The organism is Intrasporangium sp., assembly GCF_051961875.1.
Taxonomy (GTDB): Bacteria; Actinomycetota; Actinomycetes; order Actinomycetales; family Dermatophilaceae; genus Intrasporangium_A.
In genome coordinates this window covers 1-21,016 of record NZ_JBQCCV010000047.1, presented here as the reverse complement: position 1 = coordinate 21,016, position 21,016 = coordinate 1, and the positions used below count along the sequence as shown (strand labels likewise).

The following is a 21,016-nucleotide window of genomic DNA, read 5'->3' as shown; positions in this document are numbered from 1 at the left end:
TCCGGCGGAGGCCGTTTAGCCGAAAGCAGGTCACACCCGTGTCCATTCGCAGATGTCTGACCGCCGGGTCGGGCGCAGTTGCCCTCGTAGGAGGGCTCCTCGTCGGGTTACCGACGAGCGCAACCGCAGCGGTCGATCCCGGCGCGCAGGTTGTCATCAATGAGATCTACGGCGGCGGCGGAAACACCGGCGCCACCTACAAGAACGACTTCGTCGAGCTCATCAACAAGGGCACGACCTCCGTCGACCTCTCCGGATGGTCGGTCCAGTACGCTGCGGCGGCCGGCACCAACTGGAGCGGCGTGACGAGCCTCAAGGGCTCGATCGCGCCGGGCAAGACCTACCTGGTCTCCCTCGCGAGCGGCGGCGCCGTCGGCGCCGACCTGCCCACCCCTGACGCGAGCGGCACCACCAACATGTCCGCGACCGCCGGCAACGTCGCCCTGGCGCGGATCCAGACCCCGCTGTCCTGCTCGACGACCGCCTGTGCGAGTGCGGCAGACGTCGTCGACCTCGTCGGCTTCGGATCCGGTCTTGCCTTCGCCGGTGCCCCGGCACCCGGTCACTCCAACACGACGTCCATCTCTCGTGACGCGTCCGCGACGAACACGGCCAACAACAAGGCCGACTTCACCGCCGGGACGCCGACGCCGCAGAACGGCGGGCCGACCGATCCTCCCGGTGGCGGTGGGGGCGACCCCGAGACGCTGACGATCGCGCAGATCCAGGGCACGACCGACACGTCGCCGTACGCGGGCAAGACGGTGACCACGAAGGGAATCGTCACGGCGGCCTACCCGACCGGCGGGTTCAACGGCTACGTCATCCAGACTCCGGGCACCGGTGGTGACCTCGACCTGGCGACGCACCAGGCGTCCGACGCCGTCTTCGTCTTCTCCTCGGCCACGGCCGGCCAGGTCAAGGTCGGCGACTACGTGCAGGTGACGGGCGACGTGTCCGAGTTCCAGGGCCTCACCGAGATCTCCGTCGCATCGGGCAAGATGACCAAGCTCAGCGACGTCGTCCCCGCCGTCAAGCCGATCACGAACACCTGGCCCGCGACGGACGCCCAGCGCGAGTCGATGGAGTCGATGCTGTTCGCCGGCTCGGGCAGCTACACGATCTCCAACACCTACTCGACCAACCAGTACGGCGAGGTCGGCCTGGCGCTCGGTGACAAGCCGCTCATGCAGTGGACCGATGTGGCCCGTCCGGGCACGCCCGAGGCGGACGCCGTCAAGGCGGACAACGCCGCCCGCGGCGTCACCCTCGACGACGGTGCGTCGACGAACTTCCTCAGCGCGGCGAACAGCGGCCTTGTCCCGCCGTACATCTCGCTCGACAAGCCGGTCCGGGTGGGTGAGAAGGTCACCTTCAACAAGCCGGTCATCGTCGACTACCGCAACAACGCATGGAAGCTGCAGCCGACGTCGGCGCTCAACGCCGCGACACCGGCGGACTACCCGGCGACGTGGGACAACAACCGGACCGTCGCGCCTGCCGCCGTGGGCGGTGACGTCAAGGTCGCCTCCTTCAACGTGCTCAACTTCTTCACCATGACCGGTCAGAAGTATGTGAGCGAGGGACTGGGCACCTGCACGTCCTACAAGGACCGCAACGGTACGCCGATCACCGTGAACACCTGCTCCGGCAACGGCCCCCGCGGCGCGTGGGACGACGCCAGCTTCAAGCGCCAGTACGACAAGACGGTCGCGGCCATCAACAGCTCGGGCGCCAACGTCGTCGGCCTGATGGAGATCGAGAACTCGGTCGTCGTCGGTGAGGCCAAGGACACCACCCTGAAGTTCCTCGTCGACCAGCTGAACGCCAAGGCCGGCGCCGGCACGTGGGCCTACGTCTCGCCGGACGCGAGCAAGCTGCCCCCGCTGTCGGACATGGACGTCATCAACGGCGCGATCATCTACCAGCCGGCGGTCGTCACCCCGGTCGGCGCCACCGAGATGCTGAGCAACCAGAGCGCCAGCGGGCAGGCCTTCGGCAACGCCCGCGAGCCGATCGCCCAGGTCTTCGCCCCCAAGGGTGGCGGCGACCCGTTCCTGTTCGTCGTCAACCACTTCAAGTCCAAGGGCTCGGCCGGTCCCTGGCCGGGAGACAAGGACACCGGTGACGGGCAGGGCGCCTCGAACGAGTCCCGCATTCGCCAGGCGAACGCCCTGGTCGACTGGATCAAGGGCCTGCAGGACTCGACCAAGGTCGAGGCGGTCGTCACCCTCGGTGACTACAACTCGTACAGCCAGGAGGACCCGATGCAGGTCCTCTACAAGGCCGGCTACACCGACGCGGAGCACGCCTTCGACCTCGGGAAGGCCTCGTACTCCTTCTCCGGCCTGTCCGGCTCCCTCGACCACGTGCTGCTCAACGACGCGGCTCTGGGCCGGGCCACCGGTGCGGACATCTGGAACATCAACTCCCCGGAGTCGATCGCCCTGGAGTACGGCCGGTACAACTACCACGGCCAGCTCTTCTACGCGGCTGACCCCTACGCCTCCTCCGACCACGACCCGGTCGTCGTCGGCCTGAAGGCCAAGGCGGCCCCGGCCGAGAAGACAGTCCAGATCCTCGGCATCAACGACTTCCACGGTCGTATCCAGGCCAACGGCCAGGAGGCGGGCGCGGCGGTCCTCGCCGGTGCGGTGGACAAGCTGCGTGGCGACTACCCGAACAGCGTCTTCGCGGCGGCCGGTGATCTCATCGGCGCCTCGACGTTCGAGTCGTTCATCGCGCACGACAAGCCGACGATCGACGCGCTCAACGCCGCCGGTCTCGAGGTGTCGGCCGTGGGCAACCACGAGTTCGACCAGGGCTACAACGACCTGGTGAACCGGGTCATGGCGCCGTACAACGCGGACACCAACCCCTACGGTGGCGCGCAGTGGAAGTACATCGGCGCCAACGTCAAGATGCGGGCCTCCGGCAACCCGGCCCTCGACCCGACCTGGGTCAAGGACTTCGGGGGCGTCCAGGTCGGCTTCATCGGCGCGGTGACCGAGCACCTCGACGAGCTCGTCTCGCCCGACGGCATCAAGGACATCAAGGTCACCGACATCCCGACCGCGGTCAACGCCGAGGCCGACAAGCTCAAGGCGGAGGGCGTCAACATCATCGTCCTGCTCGTCCACGAGGGAGCCCCGAGCTCCTCGTGCGCCTCGGTCACGGGTGACAACGACTTCGGCAAGATCGTCAAGGGCGTCAACCAGAACGTCGATGCGATCATCTCGGGTCACACGCACCTGACCTACAACTGCATGGTCGACGTCCCGGCGTGGGCGGGTCGTGCAGTGACGCAGCGTCCGGTCGTGTCTGCCGGCCAGTACGGCTACAACCTCGACCAGCTCCTCTTCACGACGGATGCCGCGGGGACGGTCAGCAAGGTCGAGTCGAACACCATCGCCCTGACGTCGCAGGACGCGTCGGGTGCGTGGCGCGCCAACTACGCAGCAGACGGCACCGTGGGTCAGATCGTCAGCAAGGCCGTCTCCGATGCGTCGGTCCTCGGCAAGCAGCCGCTCGGCCAGATCAGCGGTCCGTTCAACCGGGCCAAGCTGAGCAGCGGCGCGGAGAACCGTGGCGGCGAGTCGACGCTCGGCAACCTCGTCGCGGAGGCCCAGCGCTGGGCCACCGAGTCGACGACGTCCGGTGGCGCGCAGATTGCGTTCATGAACCCGGGCGGCCTCCGCGCGGACATGGTCGGAGACAAGGCCAACGGTTACCCGGCGGTGCTGACCTATCAGCAGGCGGCGACCGTCCAGCCGTTCGCCAACACGCTGACCAACCTGCGGCTCACGGGCGCACAGATCAAGACTGTCCTCGAGCAGCAATGGCAGCCCGCTGGTTCGTCCAGGGACTTCCTGCGCCTCGGCATCTCGAAGGGGTTCACCTACACCTATGACCCCAAGGCCGCCAAGGGCTCGCACATCACGGGTATGTGGCTGAACGGCACGCCGATCGACACGGCCGCCAGCTACTCGGTCACCGCGAACTCGTTCCTCGCCGCCGGTGGGGACAACTTCTTCGAGTTCGCCAACGGTACGAACAAGAAGGACACCGGCCAGACCGACCTGCAGGGCATGGTCGACTACATGGCGGCGGTCGCCAAGAACGCGCCGCTCCCGGTCGACTACAGCCAGCGCTCGGTCGGGGTCAGCTTCCCGGCCGACGCGCCGAGCAGCTACAAGGCCGGCGACACCGTCTCGTTCAACCTGTCGTCGCTCGCCCTCGGCACCCCCGGCGACAAGGTGGACGCGCAGGTGTCGATCTCGATCGGCAACCGCGTCATCGGCACCGCGACGGTGGACAACACCATCGGCTCGGCCGCCAACGACGAGTACGGCACGGCCTCCGTCACGGTCACGCTCCCGGCGGACCTGTCGGGTGGGGTCACGACCTTCACGGTCACCGGCGCGACGACCGGCACGTCGGTCAACCTGCCGGCGATCCTCGTCGAGGCGGCCCCGAAGCCCACGTCCGAGATCGTCGTCGGCCTGTCCTCCAAGGACACGACGTACGAGCAGGGCAAGGGCAGCGGGCCCAAGCTGACGGCTGACGTCCGCGACGCGGGCGGCAAGGTCGTCAAGTCCGGCAGCGTCGCCTTCTACGAGGGCGACACCCTGCTCGGGACCGTCGCCCTCAAGGGCGGCAGCGGCAAGGTGGACTTCACCCTCGCGAAGGACGCGGCCCTCGGCGACCACGTCATCACGGCGGTGCACACCGACGCCGACGGGCTGTCGAGCAAGCCGAGCAACGCGGTGACCATCTCGGTCGTCGCCGGCAAGAAGGTCGGCCGCTGACAACCAGCAGCCGCTGACAACACCCGGACCGGCCGGCGTTCCCCTAGGGGGCGCCGGCCGGTTCGCTGTCCACGGCCTCTTTGCGCCATCGCCCCCCCGGCGCGCTGACCACCGTCCGGGACCACGGCCTGGGTCGCCGCGGTCGGGCCTGTGGACAAGCGAGGACGTCCGATGCGGCCTTCCCGGCATGCTCCTGACATGGGATTCAAGGACCTGCCCCGCGGATGGGCCGAGCGACCGATCACCGACCCGGACGTCTTCGCGGACGTCGTCGACCTCGTCGTCACCGAGCAGTCGCGGCGGGCAGGTGCGGTCTACCTGCTCCTGACACATCCAGACGGCCGGATGCTGCAACCGCTCGCGATCCGCGACGTCCCAGCCGGCGCCCCCAGGGGCGAGGACGCACGCCGCTGGCGGACGCTCCTCGGGGACCTTGCCGAACACGGCACCGGCTCGCTCGTCGTCGTCCTGGCCCGCCCGGGCACCCCTGAGCGCACTCCCGACGACGACGCGGCCCTGCGCATGCTCGGGGGCGCTGCCGACGGTGCCGGCATCGAGCTGCAGGGGCGGGCGATCGCGACGCCGAGCGGCATCCTCACTCTCGGCCCGCCCGGCACCGGAGAGCTGTCGCGTCCCGCGTGAGCGTGCCGCATACGGGACGGTGGTGAGGAACGGAGAGCCGCGGCGGTGGCGTCAGCCCTCGGGTGCCGTGTGGCAGACCGCCTCGACGTTGTTGCCGTCGGGGTCGCGCACGAAGGCGCCGTAGTAGCCCGGGTGGTACTCGGGCCAGAGCCGGGGCTCGTGCAGCGACTCGGCACCGAGCGCCACCGCGGCCTCATGGAAGGCACGCACGTGCTCGATGTCGGGCGCCCGGAAGGCGACGTGGATCTCACGGTTCGCCTCAGGCCCGTCCCAGGACGAGATCCAGAAGGCGGGGTTGCCCTCGGTGCCGTAGCCGATCGCCTGCCCGAAGTCCATCTGGCGGCTGAAACCGAGCACACCGAGCACCGTGTCGTAGAACCTCGCGCTCGCCTCCATGTCGGAGCAGTTGATGCCGAAGTGATCGATCATGGCCCGACGGTACCGGCGTGGGACGACAACGGAAGTCGATCCGAAACTCCCGACCGGTAGCCATTGATCTTGCCCCCGTTCCCTGATCTATTGGTTACGTCAGATGGGTTTGGCCCATCAGGGGCCCGGCCCGCTTCACCGGAGGTTGCCCATGACCAGTACGACGGAGTCCATCCCTGACAAAGCCCAGTCCCCGGCGGTGCACGCGACGCGCACCGTGCCGGCCGCGCCGGGGCAGGTGTGGCAGCACCTGATCAGCAGCGACGGCATGCAGGCTCTCCTGGGCCCGGGGGCCCAGCTCGGGAGCAAGGGAGAGTCGTGGCACAGCGACGAGGGTCCACACGGTGTGGTCCGCTCCTACCACCCCCTCGAGCAGATCCGCGTCTCCTGGCACGCGAACGACGACGCACCCGCCTCGCTCGTCGACCTGCAGCTCGCGCCCGTCGCCGACGGGACGCGCATCGACCTCGTCCACGAGCACGCTGCCGAACCGGGGCTGCAGGCCCGCTGGGATGGCGCGCTCGACCGGTTCGCCTCCGGCCTGGGGTGACTCGCCGCCGCGCTGAGGTCCGAGTGGGCTGACTGCCCCGCGCACCGACTCCCGTCCGTCCCGTATGCCGCTCACTCCGCGGCCGCTGTCGCCTGCCCTCCGTCACGGGGCGGGCGGCCCTCACGGCACAATGCTCTGGCGCAGGTCGGCCCCATCCGGGGTCGTCGCCACGTCGAGAGGGAGTGCCAGTGGGAGTGCAGTCGGTCGAGTCCCGGATCGCGGAGGAGCTGGGCGTCGCCGGCGGGCAGGTGTCGGCCGCAGTCGCCCTGCTCGACGGCGGCGCGACGGTGCCGTTCGTCGCCCGCTACCGCAAGGAGGCCACCGGCGGGCTCGACGACGCCCAGCTGCGCACGCTGGAGGAGCGCCTCGGCTACCTGCGTGAGCTCGAGGACCGACGCACGGCGGTCCTGGAGTCGATCCGCGAGCAGGGCAAGCTGACGCCTCAGCTCGAGGCCCAGGTCCGGGCCGCCGACACGAAGGCCCGGCTCGAGGACATCTACCTCCCCTACAAGCCGAAGCGCCGGACGAAGGGGCAGATGGCCCGGGAGGCCGGCCTGGAGCCGCTGGCCGAGACCCTGCTGACCACCCCGGCCACGGACCCGGAGGCCGAGGCGGCGGCATACGTCGACGTGGAGCGCGGGGTCGCGGACGTCGCGGCGGCGCTTGAGGGTGCCCGCGCCATCCTCGTGGAACGGTTTGCCGAGGACGCCGACCTGGTCGGCGAGCTGCGCGAGCTCATGTGGTCCCAGGGGCGGCTCGTCTCCAAGGTGCGCGACGGCAAGGCGGAGGAGGGAGCGAAGTTCGCCGACTACTTCGACTTCGCCGAGCCGCTCACGAGGCTGCCCTCGCACCGGATCCTCGCGATGTTCCGTGGCGAGAAGGAGGACGTCCTCAGCGTCACCATCGACCCGTTGCCGGCGACCGACGAGCCGGTCACCGGACCGACCGTCTACGAGCGGCGCATCGCCCGGCGGTTCGGGGTCGAGGACCTCGGCCGCCCGGCCGACCGGTGGCTGCGCGACACGGTCCGGTGGGCCTGGCGCACCAAGGTCCTCGTCCACCTCGGCATCGACCTGCGGATGCGACTGCGCCAGCAGGCGGAGGAGGAGGCGGTGCGGGTCTTCGCAGCCAACCTGCGTGACCTGCTCCTCGCGGCGCCGGCCGGCACCCGCGCCACCATGGGCCTCGACCCGGGCTTCCGGACCGGCGTCAAGGTCGCCGTCGTCGACCCGACCGGCAAGGTCGTGGCGACGGAGGTCATCCACCCCCACGTGCCGCAGAACCAGTGGGACCGCTCGATCGCGACCCTCGCCGCCCTCGCCGCGAAACACCACGTCGATCTCGTCGCGATCGGCAACGGCACCGCGTCGCGTGAGACGGACAAGCTCGTCACCGACCTGGTCAAGCGGCACCCGGAGCTCAAACTGACCAAGGCGATCGTCTCGGAGGCCGGGGCCTCGGTCTACTCGGCGTCGGCCTACGCGTCGGGCGAGCTGCCGGACCTCGACGTGTCGCTGCGCGGCGCGGTGTCGATCGCCAGGCGCCTGCAGGACCCGCTCGCCGAGCTCGTCAAGATCGACCCCAAGTCGATCGGGGTCGGGCAGTACCAGCACGACGTCTCCCAGACCGCCCTCAGCCGGTCCCTCGACGCCGTCGTGGAGGACTGCGTCAACGCCGTCGGCGTCGACGTCAACACCGCGTCCGCTCCCCTGCTGACACGGGTCTCCGGGATCACCTCCGGCCTCGCCGAGACGATCGTCGCGCACCGTGACGCCCACGGCCCGTTCCGCACCCGGGCCGGTCTCCGGGACGTCCCGCGGCTCGGGCCAAAGGCGTTCGAGCAGGCCGCGGGCTTCCTGCGGATCCCCGGCGGGGACGACCCCCTCGACACCTCGAGCGTCCACCCGGAGGCCTACCCGGTGGTGCGCCGGATCCTGGAGTCGAGCGGGAGCGAGCTGCGCACCCTCATCGGCAACACCTCGGCACTGCGGGCGCTTCGACCGGCCGACTTCGTCGACGACACCTTCGGCCTGCCGACCGTGACCGACATCCTTGCCGAGCTCGAGAAGCCGGGGCGCGACCCACGTCCGGCGTTCACGACGGCGACCTTCGCCGAAGGCGTCGAGAAGCTCTCCGACCTGCGGCCGGGCATGCGGCTGGAGGGAGTCGTCACCAACGTGGCGGCCTTCGGGGCGTTCATCGACATCGGGGTCCACCAGGACGGGCTCGCCCATGTGTCGGCCCTGTCGGACCGGTTCGTCAAGGACCCGCGCGAGGTCGTCAAGCCGGGCGACGTCGTCAAGGTCAAGGTCCTCGAGGTCGACCTCCCCCGCAAGCGGATCTCCCTCACCCTGCGCCTCGACGACGAGGTGGCATCGGGGGGCAAGGCACCGCGCGGCCGTGACGCGGCCGGCGGTGCCCGGGCCAAGGGCGGCGACCGTGCCCGGGGCGGCGACCGTGTCCGGTCCCGCGACGGCGGACGCCGGGAGCCCGCTCCGGTCGACAGCGCGATGGCCGACGCCCTGCGCCGGGCCGGTTACCGCGGCTGAGGGACCAGCCGGCGCACGCCTCGCCCTCGCGGTTCCTCCCCGGGTCCACCGGGTATGCCGAGGCCATGGACACGACGAACAGCAACGCAGCGAGTGGCACCGACCCTGAGGAGGGTTACGTCGACCAGGACTCGGAGCCGACGATGAAGGATCCCGAAGAGGGTCGCCCGGACGGGCTCGAGGCCCTCAAGGGCGACGACCTCGAGGCCGCGAAGGAGCACGAGGGCCGCGAGGAGGAGAACGTCGGCGCCGAGCTGCTCGACTCGGTGAGCGGCGGGGACGACATGGACGCCGAGAACGGCCACAGCGCCGCCGAGGACATCGATGACGCGGCATCGATGCGCAGCGGCCTGAGCGGCAAGCCGGGCGGTGGCGAGCCGGAGGGCAGCACCGCCCCCTGACACGGCATCCCATCGCGGGTATGGCGCTCAGCTCGAGGGCTGAACTGATCCGGGGGCGACTTCGCACGAAACCATTGACGGGGTGGTGCGCGCGATCCTACAGTTTCGGCGCTTGAACATTTGTTTCCACGTCGTGGAAGCGAGGCAACGTCGCCTCACCGAGAAGGGATCCCCCATGAGCGCACTGTCCCTCGAGTCCAAGCCCGCTCGCCAGCGCCACCCCGTCGACGAGCTCCTCCCGGCCCCGAAGCTTGCAATCTATGGGTTCCAGCACGTCCTCGCCTTCTACGCGGGTGCCGTCATCGTGCCGATCCTCCTCGCCGGGGCGATCGGCCTCACGACCGAGCAGCTCATCCACCTCATCAACGCCGACCTGTTCACGTGCGGCATCGCGTCCATCATCCAGTCCGTCGGATTCTGGAAGATCGGCGTGCGGCTCCCCCTCCTCCAGGGCGTGACCTTCACGGCCGTCTCCCCGATGATCGCGATCGGCCTCGCGGCCGGTGGCGGCACCGAGGGCCTGGTCGTCATCTACGGCGCCGTCATCGTCTCGGGCCTGTTCACCTTCCTCATCGCGCCCTACTTCAGCCGGCTGATCCGCTTCTTCCCACCCGTCGTGACCGGCTCGGTCATCACCATCATCGGTATCGCGCTGCTGCCGGTCGCCGCGGCCGATGCGGCAGGTGGGGCCGGGCCGACGCTCAACCCGTCCAGCGGGCGCAACCTCGCCTATGCGGTCGGCACGCTCGCGCTCATCGTCGCGATCCAGCGCATCTTCAAGGGCTTCATGGCGACGGTCGCGGTCCTGCTCGGCCTCGTCCTCGGCACGCTCATCGCCTGGGTGCTCGGCGACGCACACTTCGACAACGTCGCCTCGTCGCACTGGGTCGGCGTCACGACGCCCTTCTACTTCGGCTGGCCCAAGTTCTCGATCGCCGCGATCATCTCGATGATCGTCGTCATGCTCATCACCGCCGTGGAGACGACCGGTGACGTCTTCGCGACGGGCGAGATCGTCGAGAAGCGCATCACCGGCGAGGACATCGGCCGCGCGCTGCGCGCTGACGGCCTCGCGACGACCATCGGCGGCATCCTCAACTCGTTCCCCTACACGTGCTTCGCGGAGAACGTCGGCCTCGTCCGGCTCACCCGGATCAAGAGCCGGTATGTCGTCGCGGCAGCGGGCGCCATCATGATCGTCCTGGGCCTGATCCCCAAGGCGGGTGCCATCGTCGCCGGCATCCCCCACCCGGTCCTCGGCGGCGCGGCGCTCGCGATGTTCGCCACCGTGGCCGTCGTCGGCATCCAGACGCTGACGCGCGTGGACTTCCACGACCACCGCAACGTCGTCATCGTCGCCACGAGCATCGGGCTCGCGATGTACGTGACGGCCCAGCCCGACATCGCCAAAGCCGTCCCGTCCTGGGCCCAGATCATCTTCGGCTCGGGCATCACGCTGGGGAGCATCACCGCGATCGTCCTCAACGCCCTCTTCCACCACGTCGGCTCGAGCGCCGGCCCCGCCGTCGCAGGATCGCCCGGCTCTCTCATCCGGCTCAGCGAGGTCAACGCGATGAGCCGCGAGCAGTTCGTCGACACCTTCGGTTCCCTTTTCCAGGGGCCGACGTGGGTCGTCGAGGAGGCCTACGAGCACCGGCCCTTCAGTGACACCGGTGACCTCCGCCGCGCCTTCCAGGACGCGCTCTTCTCGGGCACGCCGGAGGATCAGGCGGCCCTCCTCGGCTCCTACCCCGAGCTGGGCGCCGAGAGTGTCGCGACGGCCCTGCCCGACGACGTCTCCTTCCGGGACCAGTCGGCGCTCGGCCTGACCCGCCTCGACCAGAAGGACCACGAGGAGCTCGCCGACCTCACGTCGCGCTACCAGGACCGGTTCGGCTTCCCGCTCATCATGGCCGTGCGCGACCGGGAGTCCCTCTCGCAGGTGCTGCGGCAGGGCTGGGCCCGGCTCGACAACTCGCCCGCCCAGGAGCGCGCGGCAGCACTCGTCGAGACCGCCCGGATCGCGGGTTACCGCTTCGACGACCTCGTCGCCGACGCCAACCCCGTCCACGCCGCGCGCAGCCGGATGGGCACGTTCGGCTGAGCCGCCCGGTTCCTCAAGCCTTCCGAAACAAAGGCCTGCGCCGTAGTCTCGAAAGCAGCGCCCGACTCGCTGTTCTGCATGGATAACCAGCCCGTCGGTTCACCTCCAACCATGCACCGGCTTCGCCTGCCGGTCCTGGACAGCGCGCCTCGCCGCGCGAAGGAGTGAACGTCAATGTCGACAGCGCCGACCCATCCGACCGCCCCGCCACGCCCGGTGAGTGCCACCGTCAACGGGCGGCCACAGCGCCTTGAGGCCCCTGCCCAGACGACGGCCCTGGACTGGCTGCGCAGCCAGGGCCTGACGGGGGCCAAGGAGGGCTGCGCCGAAGGTGAATGTGGAGCCTGCTCGGTCCTCGTGGCCCGGCCGGACCAGAGCGGCGGCAGCCGGTGGACCGCGATCAACGCCAGTCTCGTCCCGGCTGCGGCGCTCGACGGGCAGGAGGTCCTGACGAGCGAGGGGCTGGGCACACCGGAAGCGCTTCACCCGGTGCAGTACGAGATGGCCGTGCGTGGCGGCTCCCAGTGCGGCTACTGCACGCCCGGCTTCGTCTGCAGCATGGCCGCCGAGTACTACCGCCCCGGGCGCGAGGCCACCGGGGACGAGTGCGCGAAGGGCCACGCGGGCGAGGTCGGCGAGAACGGCTTCGACCTGCACGCCCTCTCCGGCAACCTCTGCCGCTGCACCGGGTACCGCCCGATCCGGGATGCGGCCTACGCCCTGGGTCAGCCGGACGAGGACGACCCTCTCGCGCTCCGTCGCAGCACGCCGGCCCCCGCGCCCTTGTCCACGAGGTATGCCACGGACTCCGGCACCTATGTCCGGGCCACGACCCTCGCCGAGGCTGTCGACCTGCTCGCCGAGCACCCCGAGGCGGTCGTCGTCGCCGGCTCGACCGACTGGGGCGTCGAGGTCAACCTCCGGGGCGTGCGGGCCCCCTTCGTCGTCGGCATCGACCGGGTGCCGGAGCTGCGCGAGCTGCGCCTCGACGAGGACCGGATCGAGATCGGCGCCGCGCTCACCCTCTCAGAGGTCGAGGAGGGCCTCGCGGGGCGGATCCCGCTCCTCGACGAGCTCTTTCCCCAGTTCGCCTCCCGGCTGATCCGCAACGCCGCCACGATCGGCGGCAACCTCGGCACCGGGTCCCCCATCGGCGACGCACCACCCGTCCTGCTCGCCCTCGAGGCCGGCGTCGTCCTGGCCTCACCGCATGGTGAGCGGGAGGTGCCGGTCGCCGAATACTTCACCGGCTACCGCGAGTCCGTCAGGCGCCCCGACGAGCTGATCAAGTCGGTGCGGATCCCCCTGCCGCTCAGCCCGGTCACCGCCTTCCACAAGATCGCCAAGCGCCGCTTCGACGACATCTCGAGCGTCGCCGTGGGCTTCGCGCTCACCGTCGAGGACGGAATCGTCACCAAGGCCCGCATCGGCCTGGGCGGCGTCGCCGCGACCCCGATCCGCGCCACCGCCACGGAGGCCGCCCTGGTGGGCGGACCGTTCACCCGCGAGCGGGTCGCGGCTGCGGCACAGGTGATGCGGACGGAGGGCACCCCCATGGACGACCACCGCGCCAGCGCGGCCTACCGCACCGCGATGCTCGGCACCGCCCTGCTGCGCCTCCATGCGGAGCACACGAACCGAGAGGAGGCGGGAGCATGAGCGCCGACCGACGTGAGGACACGAGGGAGGAACGACCGAGGCCCGGAACGGAGGAAAGAGGCGCGGCAATGGGCATGAGCCACCTGTCGCAGCGTCCAGCGGACCCGGTCGTCGGTCGGGCGCTCCCGCACGAGAGCGCCGCCCTGCACGTCACCGGCGCCGCCCTCTACACCGACGACCTCGTGGGGCGGACGGCGGCGGTGCTGCACGCCCACCCCGTCCAGTCGCCGCACGCCCACGCCCGGGTGACGGATCTGCGCATCGCCGCAGCACTCGAGGTCCCGGGCGTCGTCCGGGTCCTCACCGGGGCGGATGTCCCCGGGGTCAACGACGCCGGCGTACGTCATGACGAGCCGCTCTTCCCGACCGAGGTGATGTTCCACGGGCACGCCGTCTGCTGGGTCCTCGGGGAGACCCTCGAGGCCGCCCGCCTGGGAGCCGCCGCGGTCGAGGTCGACTACGAGCCGCTCCCCTCCATCATCACGGTCCGCGAGGCGATCGAGGCGCAGTCGTTCCAGGGCGCCCAGCCGGTCATGGTCCGCGGCGATGTCGAGGCCGGCTTTGCCCGGGCCGCGCACGTATTCTCCGGCGAGATCGAGTTCGCCGGCCAGGAGCACTTCTACCTCGAGACCCACGCCTCCATCGCGCAGGTCGACGAGAACGGCCAGATCTTCATCCAGTCGAGCACCCAGCACCCGAGCGAGACCCAGGAGATCGTCGCCCACGTCCTCGGCGTGCCGAGCCACGCCGTCACGGTCCAGTGCCTTCGGATGGGTGGCGGCTTCGGCGGCAAGGAGATGCAGCCGCACGGCTTCGCCGCGATCGCCGCCCTCGGTGCGACCCTCACCGGGCGGCCCGTCCGGCTGCGGCTCAGCCGGACCCAGGACCTCACGATGACGGGCAAGCGGCACGGCTTCCACGCCTCGTGGCGAGTCGGATTCGCCGACGACGGCCGCATCGAGGCCCTCGACGCGACGCTCACGTCGGACGGCGGCTGGAGCCTCGACCTGTCCGAGCCGGTCCTCGCGCGGGCGCTCTGTCACGTCGACAACGCCTACTGGATCCCCGAGGTCCGCGTGCACGGCAGGATCGCCAAGACCCACAAGACCTCGCAGACCGCGTTCCGCGGGTTCGGCGGTCCGCAGGGGATGCTCGTCATAGAGGACCTTCTCAGCCGCTGCGCGCCGCGCCTCGGGCTCGACCCCGGGGACCTGCGCCGCCGCAACTTCTACGCGGCCGGCCAGGCCACGCCATACGGGCAGGTGGTCCGGCACCCGGAGCGGATGGAGGTGACCTGGCAGGCCGTCCTCGACGGCGCCGACATCGCCTCGCGGCAGGCCGAGGTCGCCGAGTTCAACCGGACGCACGAGGACGTCAAGCGCGGGCTGGCCCTCACCCCGGTCAAGTTCGGCATCTCCTTCAACCTCACCGCGTTCAACCAGGCCGGCGCGCTCGTGCACGTCTACAAGGACGGCTCGGTCCTCATCAACCACGGCGGCACCGAGATGGGCCAGGGCCTGCACACGAAGATGCTGCAGGTCGCGGCGACGACGCTCGGCCTCCCGCTCGAGCGCATCCGACTCGCCCCGACCCGCACGGACAAGGTGCCGAACACCTCGGCAACCGCGGCCAGCTCCGGCGCGGACCTCAACGGTGGCGCCGTCAAGGACGCGTGCGAGCAGATCACGGAGCGTCTGGCACAGGTGGCGGCCGCCCGCCTCGGCGTGCCCGCCGAGTCCATCCACTTCCATGACGGCATGGCGCGCAGCTCGCACCCGCTCGAGGGCGCCGATTCGGCTGGGACGCGGAGCATCTCCTGGGAGGACCTCGTCGTCGCGGCCTACTTCGACCGCGTCCAGCTCTTCGCCGCCGGCTACTACCGGACCGAGGGCCTGCACTGGGACTCGGCGATCTTCCAGGGCAGCCCGTTCAAGTACTTCGCCTACGGCGCGGCGGCAGCCGAGGTGGAGGTCGACGGCTTCACCGGGGCCTACCGCACCCGGCGCGTCGACATCGTCCACGACGTCGGCGACAGCCTCTCGCCGCTCATCGACATCGGCCAGATCGAGGGCGGCTTCGTCCAGGGCGCCGGCTGGCTCACCCTCGAGGACCTGCGCTGGGACGAGTCCGACCGGGCAAGCCGGGGGCGGCTCGCGACCCAGGCGGCGAGCACCTACAAGCTGCCGTCCTTCTCCGAGATGCCCGAGGACTTCCGCGTGTCACTGCTCGAGCACGCCCACGAGGAGGGCGTGGTCTACGGGTCCAAGGCCGTGGGAGAGCCACCCCTCATGCTCGCCTTCTCGGTCCGCGAGGCCCTCCGCGAGGCGGCCGCCGCCTTCGGCCCCGCCGGCACGAGCGTCCACCTCGCCTCCCCCGCGACCCCTGAGGCCGTGTACTGGGCCATCGAGCAGGCCCGGAGCGGTGGCGACACCACCGTTCTCGAGGAGGCCTCCGCCCGCGATGGGGATGTCGTCGACGGTCGGGAGCCAGACGGCGCCCGCAGGGACGGGGCACCGGCCAGGCTGCCCCTCGCGAGCCCATCACACGGCATACCGAGTGATGTGGAGCGCGGCACCTACCCGGCCGACGCGAGGGTGAGGAGATGAACTGGCTCAGGGCCGTCGAGGACCTGCGCGTGCGACGCCGCCCGGGAGTCCTCGTGACCGTCACGGCCGTCCGGGGCCATGCGCCCAGGGAGGCGGGCGCCAAGATGGTCGTCACCGCCGACGACGTCCACGACACCATCGGCGGGGGCAACCTCGAGGCGAGTGCGATCCAGCGGTCCCGCGAGCTCCTCGGGACCGGGACGAGCATCCCCGAGACATTGAGCTTCTCGTTGACGGACAAGGCGCCGAGCGAGCACGGCCGGCAGTGCTGTGGCGGCGAGGTCACGCTCCTGCTCGAGCCCCTCGCCGTGGTCCCGGCGGTGGCGATCTTCGGGGTCGGGCACGTCGGTCTCGAGCTGGCCCGGATCCTCTCGCGGCACGACCTCGAGCTGCACCTCGTCGACTCGCGCGCCGACCACGTCGATCCCACCCGGCTCGCGGTGCTCAGCGACGCGGTCGCCACCGTCCACGTGCACCACGCGCCCGTTCCCGAGATCGTGCTCGGACAGGTGCCTCCCGGCACGCACGTGCTCGTCATGACGCACGACCACGCCGAGGACGCGGCCCTCATCGACATGGCGCTGCGGTGCGGACACCTCGGCTCGATCGGGCTCATCGGCTCGTCGGCCAAGTGGCGCCGGTTCCAGCGGCAGCTGGCCGCCGAGGGTCATTCGGCGGAGGCGATGGACCGGGTGACCACGCCTATCGGGCTGCCCGAGCTGACCGGCAAGGACCCGGCGACCATCGCCGTGTCGGTTGCGGCCGCCCTCCTGCAGGCGTTCGAACGCGACCGGGCGAGCGCCACGACGTCGGGGGCAGCCACCAGAGGGGCGCGCGCATGACGATCTACCGCGGGACGATCTTCGACGTCGCCGAAGATGCCTTCCCGGGCGCCCGGCTCCGGGCCGACGACGACGCCGGCCTGCGGGTCGTCGACGGGATCATCACGGAACGCGCGGCCTTCACCGCCGTGCGGGCCGCCCACCCGGACGACGACGTCGTCGACCTGCGGCCCGGCATCGTGCTGCCCGGGTTCGTCGACACCCACGTCCACTTCCCGCAGGTGCGCATCATCGGCGGCCTCGGCATGCCCCTGCTGCAGTGGCTCGACGAGTGCGCTCTGCCGGAGGAGGAGCGGCTCGCGTCGGTCGAGTACGCCCGGGGTGTCGCCGCCGACTTCGTCCGCGGTCTCGCGTCCGCGGGCACGACGACCTCCCTCGTCTTCGGCTCGCACTTCGCGGGCGCCGTCGACGTCCTCTTCGAGGAGGTGGCCCGGGTCGGACTGCGGGTGACGGCGGGGCTCGTTGTCAGCGACCGGTCCCTGCCGGAACCCCTGCTCACGACTCCGGAGCGCAGCTACGAGGAGGCGAGCGCCCTCGCGCAGCGATGGCACCGTCCCGAGGGCAGGACGCGGTATGCCGTGACGCCCCGGTTCTCCTACTCCGCCGGGGACGACCTGCTCGACGCGTGCCACCGGGTCCTCAAGGATGTGCCGGGGTCGTGGTTCACCTCGCACCTCAACGAGAACCCGGCCGAGATCGCCGCCGTCGGCGCGAAGTTCCCGACGGCCCATCACTACCTCGACACCTACGACCGGCACGGCCTCGTGGGCCGGGCATCGGTCTTCGCCCACAACGTGCACCCCACGGACGGCGAGCTCGAGCTGCTCGGACGATCCGGCGCCGCCGTCTCGCACTGCCCGACGAGCAACTCGGCGCTGGGCAGCGGCCTCTTCCCGCTGCGGCGCCACCTGGACCACGGCGTCCACGTCGCTCTCGGTTCCGACGTCGGGGCCGGGACGGGCTTCTCCCTCTTCAAGGAGGGCCTGCAGTCCTACTTCGTCCAGCAGCTCCTGGGCGGGGAGGGCACGTCGCTCACCTCGGCCGACCTGCTGCACCTCGCGACGCGGTCCGGCGCGGCGGCGCTCGGGCTCGGCGAGGTCGTCGGCGACCTGTCGGTCGGCAAGCAGTTCGACGCGCTCTGGCTGTGCCCGCGGGAGGGCGGCCCGCTAGACGTCGGCCTGCGGCACGCGGCCTCCCCCGAGCAGGCCCTGGCCAAGGCCTTCACCCTCGCCGGCCCGGCCGACGTTGCGGCGACCTGGGTCGGCGGCGACCACGTGACGAGTCGCTGAACCCGGCACGCCGGCCTCCCATCTCGACCTGCCCTGTGTCCGCTGGTAAAGCGCACAGCCGCCGCCTTCACATGGTCGGCGAGCACAGGGCTGGCCGGCTGAGGGGCTTTGTCCCCATTGAATGTTCGCTGAAACGCTTGTCCGAATCCCCAGTCGGACGTAACTTGTGCATACGTCGCCGAAACCGCATATACCTTCCACCGAAGAGGATCGGTTATGGCACGACACCCACTGTTCCGCTCCGCGGCCGCCGCAACCGTCGCCCTGACAGGGCTCACGATCGGCGGCCTCGCGCTGTCGGGCACTGCTCAAGCCGCCGGGCAGGCGGGCGGCAGACACCAGGTCAGCTCGGCCTCTGACTGGACCAAACAGGTCACGGGCAGCACGCTGCCCTCGAACAGCACGCTCCACGTCAAGGTCTGGCTCAGCGCCCGCGACAGCTCCCAGCTGAGCGCCCTGGCGCGGGCCGTCTCCGACCCCGCCTCAGCGTCATACGGGCACTACCTCAGCGCAAGCGACTACGCCAGCCGCTTCGCCCCCACGCAGGCCGATGTCGCGAGCGTCACCGCCTGGCTCGAGCAGGCCGGCCTGACCGTCGAGGACACCGGGCCCGCCAACCACTTCCTCGCGGTCGCTGGTTCGCCAGCCGCCATCGACGCGGCCTTCGCGGCGGGCATCAGGCAGTACAGCGTGAACGGCCAGACCGTCACGGGCGCGACGAGCGCGGTCACCGTCCCGTCGTCGATTGCCGCGAGCGTGCTCGCGGTGACGGGCCTCGACACCTTGGGCCACCAGGTCACCCCCTCCGCGACAGGCGGCAACCCCGACACCTCCGGCTCCAACAACGGCCACCGGGTGCAGCTCGGCCCGCCGGCCGGTTTCGTCAACGCCACGCCGTGCTCGACGTACTACGGCGAGAAGACCGCGACGAGCCTGCCGTCCTTCGACGGAAAGAAGCTGCCGTACGCCGTCTGCGGCTACACCGGCAAGCAGCTGCGTGACGCCTATGGGGTCACCGCGAGCGGCCTGACCGGCAAGGGCCAGTCGATCGCAATCACCGACGCGTTCACCGCCCCCACGCTCGGGAAGGACGCGAACACGCTCAGCACCCGCCATGGCGACCAGCCGTTCCGGCAGGGCCAGTTCCAGGTCCACAGCATCCGCGGCTACGACCCGGCACGGGTGGCAGCCTGCGGCGGCAACAGCGGGTACGGGGAGCAGACCCTCGACGTCGAGGCCGAGCACGGCATGGCGCCCGACGCGAACGTGCTCTACTACGGCGCCGCCAGCTGTTTCGACGACGACCTCCTTGCGGCGATGTCGAGGGCCGTCAACGACAACCAGGCGTCCATCGTCAGCAACTCGTGGGGTGAGCCGACCTGGGTCATGGTCAACGGCGTCAAGACCCCGGTCATCGACGACGCCCTCGTCGCGGCCTACGACTCCGTCTTCGTGCAGGCGGCCGCCCAAGGCATCGGTTTCTACTACTCCTCCGGCGACAACGGCGACGATGCCGCCGCCTGGGGTGTCAAGCAGACCGAGTTCCCGACCTCCGACCCGTGGGTGACCTCGGTCGGTGGCACCTCGCTCGCAGTGGGCGCGAACGGCAGCCGCACGTTCGAGACGGGCTGGGGCACGCACAAGTGGACCCTCAACTCCAGCGGCACCGCATGGAGCGACGCGGGCTTCCTCTACGGAGCAGGTGGTGGCTGCAGCGACTGGTTCACGAGCAAGCCGGCCTACCAGGCCGGGGTCAGCACTGGCTGCTCGGGCCGAGGCGTGCCGGACATCGGCATGGACGCCGACCCCACGACCGGCATGCTCGTCGGTGAGACACAGTCCTTCGGCGAACAGACCATCTTTGGCAAGGGCGTCAAGTACGGCGAGTACCGCATCGGTGGCACGAGCCTCGCCTCGCCGCTCCTTGCCGGCCTCGACGCCTCGGCGCAGCAGGGCCGCGCCCGGATCGGCTTCGCCAACCCGCTCATCTACGCGCTCCACTCGCAGGGTGTCTACTTCGACGTCACCCCGCAGGGCGACCCTGGCAACATCCGCGTCGACTACCGCAACGGGCTGAACAGCACGAAGGGCACGACGTCGACGGTGCGCACCTTCGACCAGGACTCCAGCCTGACGACACACGCCGGCTGGGACCAGGTCACCGGTGTCGGCTCGCCGACGGTGAAGTACATCCACGCCGTCAACGGCCGCTGAGGGGGAGCGTATGCCGCTGAGCGCGCGAGCGTTCGCCCGCTCAGCGGCATACCACCTGCCGCTCGAATCCCTGCTACAGGCAGAGGATCGGGGGTAACGCTCCTGAACCGCAGGTTCTTCTGCGGGGGAAGGAGCGGCAGCGCCATGATCCTCGGCTAGGTCGAGCAGCCGAGCCCCCGGGCGGGGGGCGGGCTCGTGCTGCGGGTCTCGACGGACGCCGAGCGCTGGCGGGCCCGCCTCCACCGGGTGACTGGGGACCGCGCCGTCGCGGGGAGGACGGAGTGGGTCGTCGGTGTGGAGGCGGGCCTGCATCTTCCCTTCCAGGACTGGGGGGAGCCGAACGCGGGACTCGATGGGCTCGTCCGGCCCGCTTGGCCGGCCTATGAGCTCCCGATACCGGGCGACTGGCCCCCAGGGGTCTACGTGGCCGATCTCGTCGAGCTGGGGCCGCGGCCGGTGGCCGCCGGGTTGACGATCCCGTCGACGCCCGTTGCGGCAGAGCGCTTTTCGTGCTCCGACCTCGTGAGGGAGCGCCTCCCGCGCCGATCCTCTACAAGCTGCCCCTCTTCACGTACCACGCCTACAACCTCGTCGTGCCGGAGCCGTACGACCCGGCGTCGGGGCGGGGGCAGTGGTGCCTGTACAACATGCCGCAGCCGGAGCACGTCCCGGTCGCGTTCCCGACGGCGGTCAGCCTGCACCGGCCGGGCGGCGGCACCGGCGGCACGCCGTATGACACCTTCAACCTGGACCCCTTCGACGAGACGCTGCGGCAGACCTACGTGCACTGGGACGCGAAGATGGTCGACTGGCTCGAGCACGAGGGTCACGAGCTCGAGTTCTGCACCGACTTCGACCTGCACACCCTGGGCCGCGACCTGCTCGACGGGCACCGGCTCCTGCTCAGCGCCGGACACGACGAG

The 21,016-nt window shown here is 70.6% G+C and carries 13 protein-coding genes; 12 read left to right on the top strand and 1 reads right to left on the bottom strand.

What is annotated here, in order from left to right:
• The first annotated feature begins 38 nt into the window (after window positions 1–38).
• Window positions 39–4,808, top strand: coding sequence for an ExeM/NucH family extracellular endonuclease (locus ACTHJJ_RS02815; RefSeq protein WP_440301417.1), 4,770 nt, complete (start codon window positions 39–41; stop codon window positions 4,806–4,808).
• 198 nt (window positions 4,809–5,006) lie between these two features.
• Complete coding sequence (locus tag ACTHJJ_RS02810) at window positions 5,007–5,450, top strand: hypothetical protein (protein ID WP_440301416.1); 444 nt, start codon at window positions 5,007–5,009, stop codon at window positions 5,448–5,450.
• A 51-nt stretch (window positions 5,451–5,501) separates the two neighbouring features.
• Here ACTHJJ_RS02810 and ACTHJJ_RS02805 read toward each other — a convergent pair whose 3' ends face one another.
• A complete protein-coding gene (locus tag ACTHJJ_RS02805; protein ID WP_440301415.1) occupies window positions 5,502–5,879 on the bottom strand; it encodes a VOC family protein in 378 nt (125 codons plus the stop codon).
• Window positions 5,880–6,030: 151 nt separating this feature from the next.
• Between ACTHJJ_RS02805 and ACTHJJ_RS02800 the strand changes: the two genes are divergently transcribed.
• From ACTHJJ_RS02800 to ACTHJJ_RS02755, 10 genes are all read left to right on the top strand, one after another.
• On the top strand, window positions 6,031–6,429 hold the full coding sequence (locus ACTHJJ_RS02800) for an SRPBCC family protein (protein ID WP_440301414.1): 399 nt from the start codon (window positions 6,031–6,033) through the stop codon (window positions 6,427–6,429).
• A 182-nt stretch (window positions 6,430–6,611) separates the two neighbouring features.
• Entirely contained in the window at window positions 6,612–8,978 is a 2,367-nt protein-coding gene (locus ACTHJJ_RS02795; protein ID WP_440301413.1) for a Tex family protein, read from the top strand.
• Window positions 8,979–9,043: 65 nt separating this feature from the next.
• A complete protein-coding gene (locus ACTHJJ_RS02790; RefSeq protein WP_440301412.1) occupies window positions 9,044–9,379 on the top strand; it encodes a hypothetical protein in 336 nt (111 codons plus the stop codon).
• A 175-nt stretch (window positions 9,380–9,554) separates the two neighbouring features.
• Window positions 9,555–11,483: a 2-oxo-4-hydroxy-4-carboxy-5-ureidoimidazoline decarboxylase gene (gene uraD, locus ACTHJJ_RS02785; protein WP_440301411.1), complete on the top strand. Its 1,929-nt coding sequence runs from the start codon at window positions 9,555–9,557 to the stop codon at window positions 11,481–11,483.
• A 174-nt stretch (window positions 11,484–11,657) separates the two neighbouring features.
• Window positions 11,658–13,142 carry a xanthine dehydrogenase small subunit gene (locus ACTHJJ_RS02780; protein ID WP_440301410.1) on the top strand — a complete coding sequence of 495 codons (1,485 nt, stop codon included), beginning with the start codon at window positions 11,658–11,660 and terminating at the stop codon, window positions 13,140–13,142.
• A 74-nt stretch (window positions 13,143–13,216) separates the two neighbouring features.
• Window positions 13,217–15,748: a xanthine dehydrogenase molybdopterin binding subunit gene (gene xdhB / locus ACTHJJ_RS02775; RefSeq protein ID WP_440301409.1), complete on the top strand. Its 2,532-nt coding sequence runs from the start codon at window positions 13,217–13,219 to the stop codon at window positions 15,746–15,748.
• Window positions 15,745–16,590, top strand: a complete 846-nt coding sequence (xdhC, locus tag ACTHJJ_RS02770; RefSeq protein WP_440301408.1) for a xanthine dehydrogenase accessory protein XdhC — start codon at window positions 15,745–15,747, stop codon at window positions 16,588–16,590. The genes xdhB and xdhC overlap by 4 nt, the downstream gene beginning before the upstream one ends.
• Window positions 16,587–17,879 (top strand): guanine deaminase, encoded by a 1,293-nt coding sequence (locus tag ACTHJJ_RS02765; protein WP_440301407.1) that lies wholly within the window; start codon window positions 16,587–16,589, stop codon window positions 17,877–17,879. Before xdhC ends, ACTHJJ_RS02765 begins: the two co-directional genes overlap by 4 nt.
• A gap of 216 nt (window positions 17,880–18,095) precedes the next feature.
• Window positions 18,096–20,093 (top strand): S53 family peptidase, encoded by a 1,998-nt coding sequence (locus ACTHJJ_RS02760; protein WP_440301406.1) that lies wholly within the window; start codon window positions 18,096–18,098, stop codon window positions 20,091–20,093.
• 509 nt (window positions 20,094–20,602) lie between these two features.
• A partial coding sequence (locus ACTHJJ_RS02755) for a N,N-dimethylformamidase beta subunit family domain-containing protein (RefSeq protein WP_440301405.1) occupies window positions 20,603–21,016 on the top strand: 414 nt, incomplete at its 3' end.